Source organism: Glutamicibacter protophormiae (genome assembly GCF_016894325.1).
GTDB classification, from domain to species: domain Bacteria; phylum Actinomycetota; class Actinomycetes; order Actinomycetales; family Micrococcaceae; genus Glutamicibacter; species Glutamicibacter protophormiae.
This window is the reverse complement of the sequence record NZ_CP069806.1, coordinates 1,517,761-1,531,966: the sequence shown is the minus strand read 5'-3', so window position 1 is coordinate 1,531,966 and position 14,206 is coordinate 1,517,761. Positions and strand designations below refer to the sequence as shown.

Sequence of the window (14,206 nt, the reverse complement as noted above, 5' to 3'; positions counted from 1 at the left end):
AACTACGTGCTTTGCCTGCATTTTCACCCAACGACTTGGAATAGTGCGTCCCCACGCCCTATTACAATTCACCGCATGCACTTACGAAATTACCTCAGATACTGCGCCAAGGCGCTTATCTGATCTTTGGTGCGGTACCCTGTCGCCCGCAACTTGCTCGTGTCCAGCACGCTGTTCTTTGGTCGTAGCGCGAACGTCGGGCGTGATTTCGCAAAGCACTCGGTGCTGGTTGCCCCGACCCGGTCGGCATCGTAGCCGCACAATTCGAAGACCTTGCGGGCCAACTGGTACCAACTCGTGGGTGTCCCAGATCCCTGCAGGTTGTACGTTCCGAAAGCCGCATCGGAGTCAATCAAGTGCAGGATCCCGCGGGCCAGATCCTCGGCAAAGGTCAGACGGCCGATTTGGTCATCGACTACCAGTGGTGCGACATCGCTGTGTGCGAGCCTGCGCATAGTGTCAACGAAATTCGCCCCATCCCCGACCACCCAGCTAGTTCTGATGATGTAGTGCTGGGCAACGAGTCGAGCGGCGACCTCCCCGGCGGCTTTCGACTCACCATAGACGCCCAAGGGACATAGTGCTTCATCTTCGGTAACGACTGGTTTGGTTCCGTCGAAGACATAGTCCGTGGAAATGTGGACCAGCCCAACGCCATGAGCCAGGCAGTACTCAGCCAGCTGGGACACCGCGGATGCGTTCACGCTCCAAGCGGCCTTCCGCCCGGTTGGGCTCTGTGCTTCGTCGACCTTGGTGTAGGCGGCGGCATTGATCACGAAGGAATAATCCCGCCATGGAACTTGCTCCAGATCCGCAGGATTCGTGATGTCTATTTCTGTCCGACTCCTGACGACAAGCCGAGAGTCCTCACCAGCCAGCCGCGCCAAGGCACTGCCCAGCTGCCCTCTCCCGCCCAGCACTAGGATCTGTTTCGGAGCCACCGGAATCGCATGTTCGATTCTCGGATGGTATTCGTCAGCTTCCGAGACGATGGCGAACGACAGGTCGATTGGCCACGGGACGTTCAGAGTTTCATCAGCCAGATTCACGTAGCTGTACCTCTCGATCGCCGCGGCGGTCCAGTGTTCCGTAACAAGGTACGAATACACGGTGTTCTCGTTCAGGGTCTGGAAGGCGTTCGCCACGCCACGCGGTACAAAGACAGCTGTACTCGGATCCATTTCGGCCGTGACAAGAGTGCCGAACCCTTCGCCTGGCCGCAGATCCACCCATGCACCAAAGACCTTACCCGCTACGACAGACACATACTTGTCCCACGGTTCGGCATGGAATCCTCGTGTGGTTCCCCGAGCCGTATTGAAGGACACATTATTCTGGACCGGCGCGAAATCCGGCAGTCCAAGAGAGATCATTTTCGTCCGCTGCCAGTTTTCCTTGAACCACCCTCTTGAGTCCTCGTGAACCGGCAAGGAAACGATTTTCAGTCCATCAATAGCAGTCTCGGTAACGGAGAGTTGCTTAGGCTCGTTCATTTGGACTCACCGGCCAGAACAATCTCGGACTTGGAGTATTTATTCTCCGTTTGCTGCTTTGCAGGCAGCCACCAAGCTTCATTGGCGCAATACCAATCGATGGTGTGTTCCAGACCTGCGCCGAAGTCTTGGAACTCAGGAACCCAATTCAGCTCATTTCGCAGGACCGAAGCATCTATTGCATACCGAAGATCGTGCCCGGGACGATCAGAAATCCACTCAAACTCATCGGGCCCACGGCCCATGTATTCCAAGATCATCCTCATCACAGAGATATTTGAGCGTTCCCCGTCAGCACCCACCAGGTAGGTCTTTCCGATCGTTCCACGTTCCAAGATTGCCTGCACCGCCGAGGAATGATCATTGACATGGATCCAGTCTCGAACATTGTTACCTGTGCCATAGAGCCGAGGCATCGCACCACTCAGAATGTTTGTAATTTGACGTGGGATGTACTTTTCAACGTGCTGAAACGGACCGTAGTTGTTTGAGCAGTTAGACAACGTCGCATTGATCCCGAAAGAGCGCACCCACGCACGCACCAGCAAATCGCTGGAGGCCTTGGTTGACGAATACGGACTGGACGGATTGTAAGGAGTCGTTTCTGTGAATCTCTGTGGATCGTCAAGTTCCAAGTCACCATACACTTCATCGGTGGAGATGTGGTGAAATCGCACTCCGTGCTTTCGAACGGATTCAAGCAGAACGAAAGTACCGACCACATTGGTCTGCACAAATGCCATTGGGTCCGACAGCGAATTGTCGTTGTGCGATTCCGCGGCGAAATGCACGATGGCATCATGCCGGGACACAAGCTCATCCACTAGCGCGGCATCAGCGATGTCCCCAACAATCAGCTGGACGCGACGCTCGTCTAAACCTGCAAGTGACGCAGGGTTTCCCGCATAGGTTAGTTTGTCAAGGACAGTTACTTCGTAGTCGGAGTGCTCGCTCAGATGGCGCACAAAATTTGCCCCAATGAATCCGGCACCCCCAGTTACCAGGATTCTTTTCATACATGCAAGAGTAACCTCCCTCTGCCATTCGCAGAAGACCCTTGGTACGATGCGTAGCATGAGGGGAATCATATTAGCTGGGGGAACCGGGTCGCGTCTGCACCCAATCACGCGAGGCATCTCAAAACAGCTGGTGCCCGTTTTCGACAAACCGATGATCTACTATCCGCTGTCGTCGCTCATGCTGGCCGGCATCCGAGACATTTTGATCATCACCACGCCGCAGGATGAGGCGCAGTTCAGGGGGCTATTGGGGGACGGCTCACAGTTTGGCATCACGCTCAGTTATCAGGTACAGCCGCGACCCGAGGGGCTGGCGCAGGCGTTCGTGATCGGCGAAGAGCACATTGGTGATGACTCGGTCGCACTGGTGCTCGGCGACAACATCTTCCACGGTCCGGGCTTCGGCACCCAACTGCGCCGCTACGTCGACCAGCCCGGGGCAACAATTTTTGGTTATTGGGTCAAGGATCCACGCGCGTACGGCGTGGTCGAATTCGACTGCAACCACCGGGCCATCTCCCTGGAGGAAAAGCCGGCCGAACCCAAGAGCCACTATGCCGTTCCCGGTCTGTACTTCTACGACAATACCGTGGTCGCCAAGGCCCAGCAGCTTAAGCCCTCGGCACGCGGGGAACTGGAGATCACCGACATCAACCGGTTGTACCTGGAAGAAGGGCAGTTGAAAGTGAACGTGCTAGCCCGCGGTACCGCCTGGCTGGATACCGGGACCTTTGAATCGCTCAATGATGCGTCCAACTTCGTGCGGACCGTCGAGGCCCGTCAAGGATTGAAGATCGGTGTACCGGAAGAGGTTGCCTGGCGACAGGGCTTCATCGACGACGCACAGCTGCGGGAGCTGGCCGCGCCGCTGGGCAAGAGCGGATACGGTGACTACCTGAACGAACTCCTGGAGCACCGCTTCGCCGACCCTTATCACGATCTGAAGATGGTCGATCTGGCTGGCACGTAAGCCGCGGGGCCGCGCCCCCCCCCCCCCCCCCCCCAACCACCACCCCGGCCAACAGCCAAGCCAGCCGCTTGACCGGCACCGGGTCAACACCCGGGGCTACCGCCCCTATTCGGCGGTGGTCCCGGGTGTCGTCGCATGTTCGCTGTCGGCCCTTGTCTCTTGGCTTTTCTCGTGGCTTGTTTCTTGGCTTGTCTCTTCGCGCTGACGGTTAACGCCGCAGGCCGGCAGCTACCACCGGCGCGCTCGTCAGTTCCAGGATGGCCCGAGCGGTGCCCAGCAGGTCGCCCACCGGCGTCAGCCGCATATCCACCGCGTGTTCGGCTAACGGTCCTACATCGTAGCTGACCACCGGGCACCCGGTCAGGGCGGCCTCGAGGACGGCGTAACCGAAAGTTTCATTCAGCGCGGTCGAGCAGAACACGCCGCCGGCATCGCGCACGGCTCGATGCGTCGAAGCCACCTCCATCTGCGGCACGTTGCCGTAGATCTCCAGCCGATCCAGGACGCCCAACATGGCCGCGTCACCCAGGAAGCGTTCGAGTCGATCCGGGGTTTGTTCCAGGCTGAAGATCACCACCCCGTAATGGTCTTCGGGCAGAAGCTTCAGGATCCGCAGGAAGTCCAGATAGTTCTTCTGCGTGTTCTCCAACCGACCGATCCAGGAGACCGGTTTCTGGCCGGGTCGCTTATCCAGCGGTGAAATGCCCCGGGCATCGGCCCGGAAGCTTCCGGTATCCACCAGGTTCGGAACCGTGCGTATGGTTGCGTGTTTGCGGGCCGGGAGCAGTGAGCGTACCAGTTCGCTGGCCCAGTCCGAAGGCGTCCAAATCTCATCGATCCGACTCATGTCCAGGGTTTTCAGTTCCCGGGTGACAATGCTCGGATGCGGCGAATGGAACTCGTAGATCACCGAGGTGGATTCCGGGACGTTGAGCTTGTTGACCAGCTCGGGTCGGCTGGTGATCCGTAGCTGCTGGTACTCGAACTGTGCGAGCAGGAATTCAAAGTAATTCACGGTGCGTTCGCCCGGGATCACCCGCACCGTGGCGTTTGGGAACGCGGCAAAAGCGTCCCGTCCGCCGCGGTCGAACTCGAAGACATGGTCAAATTGGACGTCCGGCTGATGCAAGCAACGGCCGCGGTACACGCTGGTCATACCGCCCAGGGAGCAGTTCATATAGGTGGTCAGGATTCGTTTCATGCGTACATTCCTTCAAGAAAGCCCTTGACCTGGGAGACACGGTAGGACCAGTTCGCGGTCGACAGAAACTCGGTGCAGTCGGAGTAGAACGACTCGTCCGGTTCGAATTGAACCGCGTCGAGTAACCGGGCGGAGAATTCTTCGGCGCTGCGGTACACGGCCACACCGGGGATGCGCTCCAGATCACCCATGGGTGCGCTGACGGTACGCAGCCCCATGGCCACGTACTCGTAGACCTTGTTCGGGTCCACACCGTAGGTCAGGCGCGATTCGATGAATGGGATCAAGCCCACGGTCCAGCGGGCCACGTGCGGTAGGCAGTCCTCATGGCTCATCGGGCCCAGATTGACCACGTTCATCGGCAAGCGGGTGTGCTTCGGCATGCCGTGACCAATGAGCTCAAAGTCAATGTCCGGATGTTGCCGGGCCACCTTCAGGAATTTCGGCCAGTCAAACCATGAGCCGGTCAAGTGGCCCAGGTAGCCAACCAGCGGCCTGATGCGATGTTCACGCCAATGAGCCATCGAACGCATCGCGGCGGTCGCGGCAACCAGTTCGTCCGGTGCCGCGTTGGGCAGATAGTGCACGTCGGATCGGCCGGTCACCACCGAGATCTTATCGCGCAGTCGAGGGCTGGTCGCGACAATCCCTTCGGCCTGCTGTGCGTAGCGCAATTCCAGTGCCGGGCTGTACCACTTGGAGAAGCCGACCCGCTTGAACTCTTCCATGTCGTCACGGATTTCATAGATGGTCTTCCACCCGTGGTTCTGCAACCGGTTTTGCACGGAAAGCATCGCCATGTCGGCAAATGAGGAGCAGTGCAACACACGCCTGCCACGCAAGTCCTTGGCCACCAGACGGTCAACCACCCCGGGGATCTCCCCCGGTGCCAGCTGCAGCAGATTGTCACCGATCAGGCGATCATCCCGCACGGGCGCGGTGAAAGGCGAATAGATGACCTTCCACCCGTGCCGTGCCAGCTGGAGTGCTGTGCGGTTCGAACGCAACAACAGCTTGTTCTGCGACGAGATCGGTCCCGCGGTGCTGTGCAGGATGATCACATCGTCCGTGTCCTGCAGGCCGTCGACCCACCCTGCCACCGTCTGATCCGATGCCGCACCCGTCTGGGAACCTGGTACCAATTCCGGTGCACCTTCGAGCCTGAGTTCGCCACCGGACCAGTACTGGCCGCGCAGGATCAACTCCACGCAGCCCTCCGGGATGGTTACGCTCACCATGGATGGCTGCTGAACCGTCAGATATTGATAAGGTCCAAGTTTCGGGTGGATGCTCAGCTGCTCGTCGGGCAGGATCATCTCTCCGTTGGCATCCAAGAAGGTAAAGAGCAACAGCGACTTCCCATCGGCCGCCCCGGCCACCGGAATCACCAGGTCATAGTGGTTCCCCGGGCTGACGGGAAAGGTCTTACGCATCCCCTCGACGGGCAATGGGTGCTGCGGGCTGACGGTGGAAAAATCGGTCTCCAGGTTCGGTCCCTGTTCCAGGACCGTCAGGTTCACCTCGCCGGCAAACCGGCGTCTAGTCCGGGCCAGGCCGATGGCACATCGGGTGGCACCTTCCGGGACCGGCAGATCGATCACATAGTCGGTGATTCCCGCGTCGTGATGCACGTATCGGAAGGGTCCGTAAACCTGCGACAGGCCAAACTTACCCGCCGGGGCGACGTCGCGACCGTATTCGTCCTGAAAACGAAAATAGAGCACACCAATCTTGCTGGCGTCTTCTGCCGGCGACACCTCAAACGACAGGCGAACCATCAGGCTCGTGGTTTGCGCTCCAAGCTCGCGGGTAAGCTGATACGTCAGCTCATCGGTTCTCAACTGCATTTATCCTTATGGCGTGACTGGGCGAAAGATCGCTTGGGGTACATGATCGGGGTAAATAAGTGGGGAACCTGGACCCTGCGGGTCCGGGTTCCCCACGTCCTCCAGCGGAGGTTTTGAATATGTCCGGGTGCCGGTGGCCGACACTTCCGGTTGGGGCCGCTTTAGACCAACTGTTCTTCCAGTGCGGTGGCTCCGAACTCGGCCTGCCGCGTGCCCACACCCAGCAGTTCGGCGATCGCCGCCACCGTGCGTTCGGCTGCCAGCCCGTCGCCGTAGGGGTTAACCGCGGTGGCCATGTCGGAATAGGCCACGGCGTCGGTGAGCAACTGATTCACCGAATCGACAATGCGCTGCTCGTCGGTGCCGATCAGTCGCACGGTACCGGCCGTGACGGCCTCCGGGCGTTCGGTGTTTTCACGCATAACCAACACCGGCTTGCCCAGCGACGGGGCCTCTTCCTGGACTCCCCCGGAATCGGTGAGCACCACGTTGGCGGTGTTGAGCATCCTGGTGAATTCCCCGTAAGCCAATGGTTCGGTCAGGGTGATGTTCTCGGTGTTTTCGATGGCCGGCAGCAACGCTTCGCGCACGGCGGGGTTGCGGTGTAGCGGCAAAACGAACTCCACCTCGGGGTGCATGGCGGCCAGCCGGGCCAATGCCCGGGCGATGCCGCGCATGGGTTCACCCTGGTTCTCGCGGCGGTGCGTGGTCACCAACACGATCCGCCGGCCGCGGGCCACCACCTCTTCGAGTCGCGGATCGGTGAAGGGGACGTTCTTCTGAACCACGGAGAGCAGCGCATCGATCACCGTATTGCCGGTCACCACGATGTCTTCCGCCGGCAGGTTTTCCCGCACCAGGTTGTTGCGACTGACCCGGGTTGGTGCCAGGTGCAGGGCGGCCAGCTGACTGGTCAGCTTGCGGTTGGCTTCCTCGGGGAACGGCGAATACAGGTCGTGGCTGCGCAGGCCGGCTTCGGCGTGCACCACCGGGATGCTTCGGTAGAAGGCCGCGATGGCTGCTGCGGTGGACGTGGTGGTGTCACCCTGAACAATCACGGCATCGGGGCGCTCTGATTCCAGGACCTCGTCCAGGCCGTTAATCGTGCGGGTCATGACCCCGTTCAGGCTCTGGCGTGGCCGGATGATGTCCAGATCGTAATCCGGAGTGATATCAAACAGCGAGTTGACCTGATCCAGCATTTCGCGGTGCTGCCCGGTCACGGCCACCACGCAGTCGAACAGTTCGCTGGCCTCCAGCGCCTTGACGATCGGTGCCACCTTGATGGCCTCGGGGCGGGTGCCGTAGATCGGCATGATCTTCTTAGGCATGGGTTCCTTCCAAAACCTTGGTGGCCGCGGCCAGCTGACGCCACTGTCCGCGGGTGTCGATGACGCGCTTGCCGTCCAACTGGTCGTTGGTCACCTGACCGTACTCGTCATGGTCCACGAGCAGCAGCACCGTGCTGGAGTTGGCGATCGCCGCATCGGTGTCCACCAGTTCCACGTTCTTCAGTTCGGCGAACGCGGCAGACAGAGCCTGGACGTTCGGCTCGGAGATCAGGAACGTGGTCTGCGGGTGCTTGGCGGCCAGTTCGCGGGCGATGAACACGGCCGGCGATTCACGCAGGTCATCAATGTTCTTCTTGAAAGCCAGACCCAGCAGCGCCACCGGGGCCTGCGGGTTCTCGGACATGGCACGTTCGGCCTGGGCGATGACCCAGTGCGGCTTGGCATCGTTGGATTCACGCGCCTGGCAGATCAGCTTCGCTTCCTCCGGGGCCGCGGAGACGATGAACCACGGGTCCACCGCGATGCAGTGCCCGCCCACGCCGGGGCCCGGCTGCAGGATATTCACGCGCGGGTGGTGGTTGGCCAGGTCGATCAGTTCCCACACGTCGATGCCGAGCTTGTCACTGATCATCGACAGCTCGTTGGCAAAAGCGATGTTCACGTCGCGATAGGAGTTCTCCACCAGCTTGGACATTTCTGCGGTCTTCGCATCCGTGGTCAGAATCTCGGCCTGGCAGAAGGTTTCATACAGGCCCTTGGCGCGCGCTGCGGCCTGCGGGGTCATGCCGCCGACAATGCGGTCGTTGGTCACCAGTTCCTTCATGACGTAGCCGGGCAGCACGCGCTCGGGGCAGTGGGCCACCTGTAGTGCGTCGCGGTCCAGGTCCGGACGCAGGCCGGCCAGGTAGTCGGCCAGGTGCTCGGTGGTACCCGGAGGGGAGGTGGATTCCAGGATGACCAGTTCGTCGCCGGTCAGCAGCGGGGCGATACCCCGAGCCGCGGCCTCAATGTAGGACAGGTCCGCGGTGTAGTCCTCGTTGAACGGGGTCGGAACCGCCAGGATGTAGGCATCGGCGGCCACGGTGGTTTGTGAAGCGCTGAGGAGCCCTGCGGTGACCGCGCGGGAAACAAAATCGGCCAGATCCGGTTCGACGAAGGGCACCTCTCCGCGATTGACGGCCTCGACATTGCGCGGGTTAACATCCATGCCATGTACGCGGATCCCGTTGGCGGCCAGGATGGCGGCGGTTGGCAGGCCAATGTAGCCCAGACCGATCACGGATACTTCTTTGATGTCAGTCACGTGGACGACGTCCTTTTCCTCAGGGGAACTCAGGGGCCGACTCGAGGTCCTACCCATGTGTTCCACAGCTTTGTTTGCTTCGTTCCCAACGCTAGGAAGCGGTGGTAAACGGAGAGTTAACTCGCCGTGTCTAGTTCGGAATAAATTCTCTGAAGTTTGGATGAACACGCTGACCAGGTCCGTTCGCGCAACACGATCCCGCGTCCGGCTTCACCGAGTCGGCGCCGCAGTAGTTCATCGCCAAGCAGCCTGTCGGCCTGCCGGACCCACTGCTTCAGGTCGCCGGCCGGTACCAGCACCCCGTTCTCACCGTCCTGCACCAGTTCGGCGAGCGCGGGCAGATCTGAGGCAATGACCGGCACACCGCTGGCCAGGGCCTCCACCGGTTTCAGCGGGGTGACCGCGCGGGTGACGGGCAAATCCAGCCGGGGTACGGCAAACAGGTCAAGCGCCGCATGCCAGGTGCGGGCCTGCTCGCGCGCCACCCGCCCGGGGAACAGGCAGCTGTCCCCGATCTCCAGCTCCGCAGCCAGTCGCTTGAGCGGTTCGCGGTTCACCCCGTCCCCCACGATGGCCAGTTTCAGGTTCGGATGCTCCGGTCGCAGCGCGGCGGTGGCGCGGATGAGCGTTTCTAAGCCTTCGTAGGCGACCAGGCTGCTGACGGTTCCCCAGTACAGTGCCCGGGGGTCCAGACCCAACCGGGTCCGGGCCGTGGTTCGGGTGATCCTCTCCAGGTAGTCACTGCCGACCCCGTTGGGCAACACCTCAATGCGGGCCGGGTCCAGGCCCGCGGCCTGCAGGTTCTCGCGCATGGCCTGGCCTAGGGTGAGCACGGCATCGGCGCTGGCGGCCAGTTCCGCTTCCCTCGCGGTGAAGGCCCGGTAACGTTGGGAGGACCGGGAGGCTTCGGGCCGGGTGGATGCCCAGGTGTCGGCCAGTTGTCCGCGGACCTCATAGACCCAGGGCAGGTCGTAGGCGCGAGCCACCGCACGCACGGCGAGTGCATTGGTGAAATCCGTGGTGGTGTGCAGCACCGTGGGTTGCAACTGCTCCACCTGACGCGCTAACAGTTCGGCCTGTTGTTGGATGCGCCCGGCCGCGTCAAAGCGTTGCCTGGCCGGCAACAGGCGCAGATACCGGATGCCGCCCACGGTGTGCGCCGTGGGTGCTCCCGGGTGGCCGATAGACAGCGGGTATCCGGCCCGGGTGGCACACCAGACGGACAGACCATCGTCTTGCAGCGCGGTCAGCAGGCTATGCGTGCGTTGGGCGTAGCCGCTGCCGGTGTAGGGCAGGGAGTTGGTGGCGATGTAGAGCACCCGCGGTGTCCCCCGGGTCGTCCAGCTGCGACTCCGGGCCGGCAGGCTCGGTTCCCAGCCCTGCAACACGTCCCGTTCGCTGCGATAGTGGCGCAACTGGCGTGAGGCGCGCCCCGGACGGGTTGCGAGCAGGTCAATGGCCGTTTCCAAGTGTCCCAGGGACCAGGCCAGGCGGGCCCTCGCCCGCAGGAGCGCCGGATGCGTCGCGTCCTCCGGAGGGGCTTGTAGTACCTGCTGCGCACACTGCCATAGTCCGGCGGCGGTCGCGGCATCGGCCAGTCTGGCCGCGGTGTGTGGCTCGCCCCAGCGGGGCCGCGCCGATTCGATGGCCGTGCGCAGTCCCGTTGCGTCTTCACCTAACAGCGCGGTGAGTGTGGCGAAGCGTTGTGTGCCGCCCACCCGGCTGAGCAGTTGCAGCTGACGGGGTCCGGCAAATTTGCGGGCCACCTGCAGACCGAAGTACTGGGGGTCATCGGCGACGTTGGCCAAGGCAAGCCTGGTCATGTTCGTCAGGTTGCGGGCCAACCCAGCGGGTGTCATATGCTCGGTCATGGCTTCCTCGCAGGTTTTGGGGCCCGGCGCCGCACGGGCTGCGGCAGGTCCTGCAGATGTTGCAGATAGTCCTGCCCCAGGGCGACCAGGTCGGCGTGACCGGCAATCCATTTCGGGCCGAGGCCCGGGCGGCGCAGGCTGGCATCATCGCGTTGCAGCAGGCGCAGGTGTTCCACCAGCGAATCAACGCTCTGGCTCACCACGTCCCCAGCTTCGGCCTGTCGAATGATCTGCGCGGCTTCACCGCTGACCAGTCCGGTCACGTGGACGTCAAGGGCCAACAGTTCATAGAGCTTGGACGGGATGGTGTGTTCGAAGCTTGGCCAGTCGGCGCGCAGGCTCACTAGGGTCGTGTCGGCCCAGCGGTACATGTCCAGCACCTTCGCTCCGCGGACCGGGTCAATGAAGGTCACCGGCGCATCCAGTTCTTCGGCCATCTGGCGCAGCCGTTCCCGGGCATGACCCTCACCGACCAGACGCACCTCCACGGTCTCCCGCAGCTGTGCCGCAGCGCGCACGAGCGTCTCCAATCCCTGGCTCAGTCCAAGATTCCCCAGATAGAGCACGCGAAGCCTGCGGTCGGTTGGTCTGGACGCACCCCGGGCCAGCGGCTGCGGGTAGGCGGCCAGGTCCACCCCGTTGGGCACGGTGGCCACCCGTTGCATGCCCTGGGCTCCGGCCACGCGGGCCAGTCCCCCGGTTACCGCTACCACCAGGTCCGCCCGGCGCAACACGGCCAACATGGACTTTGTCGCCCACGGCTCAAGTCGTTCGGAGCGCAGAATCTTGGAATCTCGAAACAGGTTCGGCCACGAGTCACGCAGGTCCACCACGAAACGTGCACCCATCAGGCGACTGACCAGGTAGCCGCTGAGCAGGGTGCTCAGCGCCGGGATCGTGGCAATCACAATATCCTGGCGTCCTGCACGCAGGCCGACGGGAATGGAGACCAAGGCCTGGAGCAGCGAGCTGGCGGCCTTGCTCAACAACCGGCGTGGCCGTGGCCAGGTCCGGTAATTGAACAACCGGACGTTGTTGGTTGGAGCCTCGGTCTCGGCTACTTCTTCGGCCGGTCTACCCTGCGGGTTCATGCCCGGTGCAACCACACTGATCTGGTGTCCAGCCTCGGCCAGGACCGTGGTGAAGGCCTTCCACCGGCGTTGTGGTGGGGACACGTCGGGGGCGAAGGAATGGGTCATCAATAAGATTCTCATCGCCTAGCCCCACGCCGGGATCCCCAGGGGTGCGGACCGACACCGCGGGCCCGGTTACCCTCAGAAAAAGACATGATCATCATTCCTACCGAAGAACTGCACCACCCCGGTGGCGGCCAATTCGTTGTCGCCGGCCTGCCACGTGTGGGTTTGCACCGTCTGGCGCATCTGCATGAAGTTGAAGCGGTCCGCCGAATAGATTGAGGCACCCGATTGGCTTGCTCGTCGCTGGAAATCGGTGTCTTCGCCCCGGGTTAGGTCCTTGAAGCGCAACCGGTCGAACAGTTCACGCTCACCACACATGGTCGGTCCCATCACCAGGTCGGTGAAGCGGTGTTCCCGTTCGGCCATGCGCAGCAGGGTGCGGTTGCTCGCCGATAGATACATGTAGTGGGCTTGTTTGCCCACCAATTCTGCGCCGCTGTACCGTAACGCGTTGACCTGATCGGCCAGGTAGTGTTCCCCGTACAGGTCATCGTCATCCAGTTTCGCCACGAAGTCCCCATCCGCCCGCTCAATTCCTAGGTTTAGGCACGACCCAAGGCTTAATTTGGCGTCGGCGGTCACCTCGATGAGCTCATCGGCTCCGTGCCGGGCACGAAAATCCTCAAGCAGCCGGGGATCCGGGTCGAAACCGTGGGTGACCAGCACCAGCTGGATTGAAACGGCACGCTGCGCGGCCACCGTGTCAAGCAGGTGTTGCAGTTGTCCCGGACGGTTTGTCGCGGCTAGGACGCTGACCTGACGTTTCGCCGCCATCGAATACCGCGATGCTTCGGCTCCCGACCCCTCGCCAACCCCGGCCAGCTGTTGCACGGTACGGGCCCGGTGGGCATAGCTGTGCTCATGCCAGATCCGTCGCTGAGCCAGATGAACGCTGCGATCGCGCTGTTCCGGGCTACGTTCGAGCATGCGCAGGATGTCAGACGCTTCCTGGCTGCTCGCCGCCTCGAAAACCTCATCCGGGGCGAAGTAATTCCGCAAGGCTTCCCCGGTGGCCGAGAGCACCGGGGTGCCGCAGGCACTGATTTCGAAGATGCGGCGGGCACACATACTCGGTGAATCAGGAACCGAGTTCACGTTTAAGAACGTGGAGAACTCCTGATAGGCCGGCACCATGTCCTTGTAGGGCAGCGCCCCGACCACATGCCTGGCGAAGGGTTCGGGGAACTGATATCCCGCATTTCCGCCGTGCTGGCGGGAGAAGATGCTCAACGTCCCACCGCCACGACCCGAGGCCTGTACCGCCCCGTCTAGGAGCAGCTGCAGTTGTTCGCGGCGCTCCGGATATTTGTGTGCAAAGTACATACCGGCGAAGGCCACGCCCGTGGGCTTCGCTGCCCGGGCACGTACCGGGTTGTGAACTTCCGGCTGCGCCGCAAACGGCAGCACGCCGATCCGTTCATGACCCAGATCCCGGCGGTAGTCCGGGATCTTGCGCACGTCACTGGTCAACACCGCATCAAAGAGTTTTGCCGTGTCCAGAAAGTCCGCATAGTGCGGCGGGTCCTCCTTGTTCCAGAACACCGTGGGGATCCCAGCGGCACGGAATCCCCGCACCATCTCCACCAGCGCCGGGCGCGGGGCGGTGGGACCGGTCAGATGGTACTGCCAGGCCCCACCGTTGCCGTTCCAGGCGGACTCGACTAACAACAGGTCATAGGCCTGCTCCGCCAGTTTCCGGGCCCAGTCCTGTGGTGTAAGTGCATCCAATTCCCATTCCGGGCCCCAGGCCGCATGGCTGAACTCGTCCAGGATTGTGGCCACCCGCAATCCGTTGCGGGCCCGTCCGTGGTTGGTGCTGGTGCCGGCAATTCCCTGTGGCGTGTAGCCCGGGGCGCTTGCCGAGGCTGTGCTTTGTGGCGCCGGGTGTAGACCCAGCTGCCGGCGGCGCCACCAGGTGCGAAGCTGATCGGGGCCGCCGGTGCGCAGGTGCCACAGGCCGGTGCGCAGTGTTGAGATATCCATCGAGAAGGCGTCCTGAGAGTGATTCGTG

Annotated in this window: 10 protein-coding genes; 1 reads left to right on the top strand and 9 read right to left on the bottom strand. The window is 62.0% G+C overall.

Features of this window, described 5'->3' with window-relative positions; genetic code table 11:
* Positions 1-89: 89 nt before the first annotated feature.
* Positions 90-1,493 carry a sugar nucleotide-binding protein gene (locus JQN66_RS07195; RefSeq protein WP_204677200.1) on the bottom strand — a complete coding sequence of 468 codons (1,404 nt, stop codon included), beginning with the start codon at positions 1,491-1,493 and terminating at the stop codon, positions 90-92.
* Entirely contained in the window at positions 1,490-2,509 is a 1,020-nt protein-coding gene (gene rfbB, locus JQN66_RS07190) for a dTDP-glucose 4,6-dehydratase (RefSeq protein WP_204677504.1), read from the bottom strand. Before rfbB ends, JQN66_RS07195 begins: the two co-directional genes overlap by 4 nt.
* A 58-nt stretch (positions 2,510-2,567) precedes the next feature.
* On the opposite strand from rfbB, the gene rfbA reads away from it, so the two are divergent.
* Complete coding sequence (gene rfbA, locus JQN66_RS07185) at positions 2,568-3,482, top strand: glucose-1-phosphate thymidylyltransferase RfbA (protein ID WP_204677199.1); 915 nt, start codon at positions 2,568-2,570, stop codon at positions 3,480-3,482.
* Between the two features lie 208 nt (positions 3,483-3,690).
* Here the strand turns inward: rfbA and JQN66_RS07180 are convergent, their stop codons facing one another.
* The 7 genes from JQN66_RS07180 to JQN66_RS07150 all read right to left on the bottom strand — a co-directional run bounded on the left by JQN66_RS07180 (position 3,691) and on the right by JQN66_RS07150 (position 13,977).
* Positions 3,691-4,683 (bottom strand): glycosyltransferase family 4 protein, encoded by a 993-nt coding sequence (locus JQN66_RS07180; RefSeq protein WP_204677198.1) that lies wholly within the window; start codon positions 4,681-4,683, stop codon positions 3,691-3,693.
* Entirely contained in the window at positions 4,680-6,530 is a 1,851-nt protein-coding gene (locus JQN66_RS07175) for a glycosyltransferase family protein (RefSeq protein WP_204677197.1), read from the bottom strand. The genes JQN66_RS07180 and JQN66_RS07175 overlap by 4 nt, the downstream gene beginning before the upstream one ends.
* 161 nt (positions 6,531-6,691) lie before the next feature.
* A complete protein-coding gene (wecB, locus tag JQN66_RS07170; protein ID WP_204677196.1) occupies positions 6,692-7,861 on the bottom strand; it encodes a non-hydrolyzing UDP-N-acetylglucosamine 2-epimerase in 1,170 nt (389 codons plus the stop codon).
* Positions 7,854-9,125 (bottom strand): UDP-N-acetyl-D-mannosamine dehydrogenase, encoded by a 1,272-nt coding sequence (gene wecC, locus JQN66_RS07165; RefSeq protein WP_204677195.1) that lies wholly within the window; start codon positions 9,123-9,125, stop codon positions 7,854-7,856. Before wecC ends, wecB begins: the two co-directional genes overlap by 8 nt.
* 116 nt (positions 9,126-9,241) lie before the next feature.
* Complete coding sequence (locus JQN66_RS07160) at positions 9,242-10,996, bottom strand: glycosyltransferase family 4 protein (RefSeq protein WP_204677194.1); 1,755 nt, start codon at positions 10,994-10,996, stop codon at positions 9,242-9,244.
* Positions 10,993-12,195 carry a glycosyltransferase family 4 protein gene (locus JQN66_RS07155; protein WP_204677193.1) on the bottom strand — a complete coding sequence of 401 codons (1,203 nt, stop codon included), beginning with the start codon at positions 12,193-12,195 and terminating at the stop codon, positions 10,993-10,995. The genes JQN66_RS07160 and JQN66_RS07155 overlap by 4 nt, the downstream gene beginning before the upstream one ends.
* Positions 12,196-12,270: 75 nt before the next feature.
* Positions 12,271-13,977, bottom strand: a complete 1,707-nt coding sequence (locus JQN66_RS07150) for a glycosyltransferase family protein (RefSeq protein ID WP_338029218.1) — start codon at positions 13,975-13,977, stop codon at positions 12,271-12,273.
* Between the last annotated feature and the right edge of the window lie 229 nt (positions 13,978-14,206).

Excerpts from the sequence above, each read along its gene's own strand:
- JQN66_RS07155 (WP_204677193.1), bottom strand. The coding sequence starts at position 12,195 with ATGACCCATTCCTTCGCCCCCGACGTGTCCCCACCACAACGCCGGTGG.
- rfbA (WP_204677199.1), top strand. The coding sequence starts at position 2,568 with ATGAGGGGAATCATATTAGCTGGGGGAACCGGGTCGCGTCTGCACCCA.
- wecB (WP_204677196.1), bottom strand. The coding sequence starts at position 7,861 with ATGCCTAAGAAGATCATGCCGATCTACGGCACCCGCCCCGAGGCCATC.
- JQN66_RS07195 (WP_204677200.1), bottom strand. The coding sequence starts at position 1,493 with ATGAACGAGCCTAAGCAACTCTCCGTTACCGAGACTGCTATTGATGGA.
- JQN66_RS07160 (WP_204677194.1), bottom strand. The coding sequence starts at position 10,996 with ATGACCGAGCATATGACACCCGCTGGGTTGGCCCGCAACCTGACGAAC.
- rfbB (WP_204677504.1), bottom strand. The coding sequence starts at position 2,509 with ATGAAAAGAATCCTGGTAACTGGGGGTGCCGGATTCATTGGGGCAAAT.
- JQN66_RS07180 (WP_204677198.1), bottom strand. The coding sequence starts at position 4,683 with ATGAAACGAATCCTGACCACCTATATGAACTGCTCCCTGGGCGGTATG.
- JQN66_RS07175 (WP_204677197.1), bottom strand. The coding sequence starts at position 6,530 with ATGCAGTTGAGAACCGATGAGCTGACGTATCAGCTTACCCGCGAGCTT.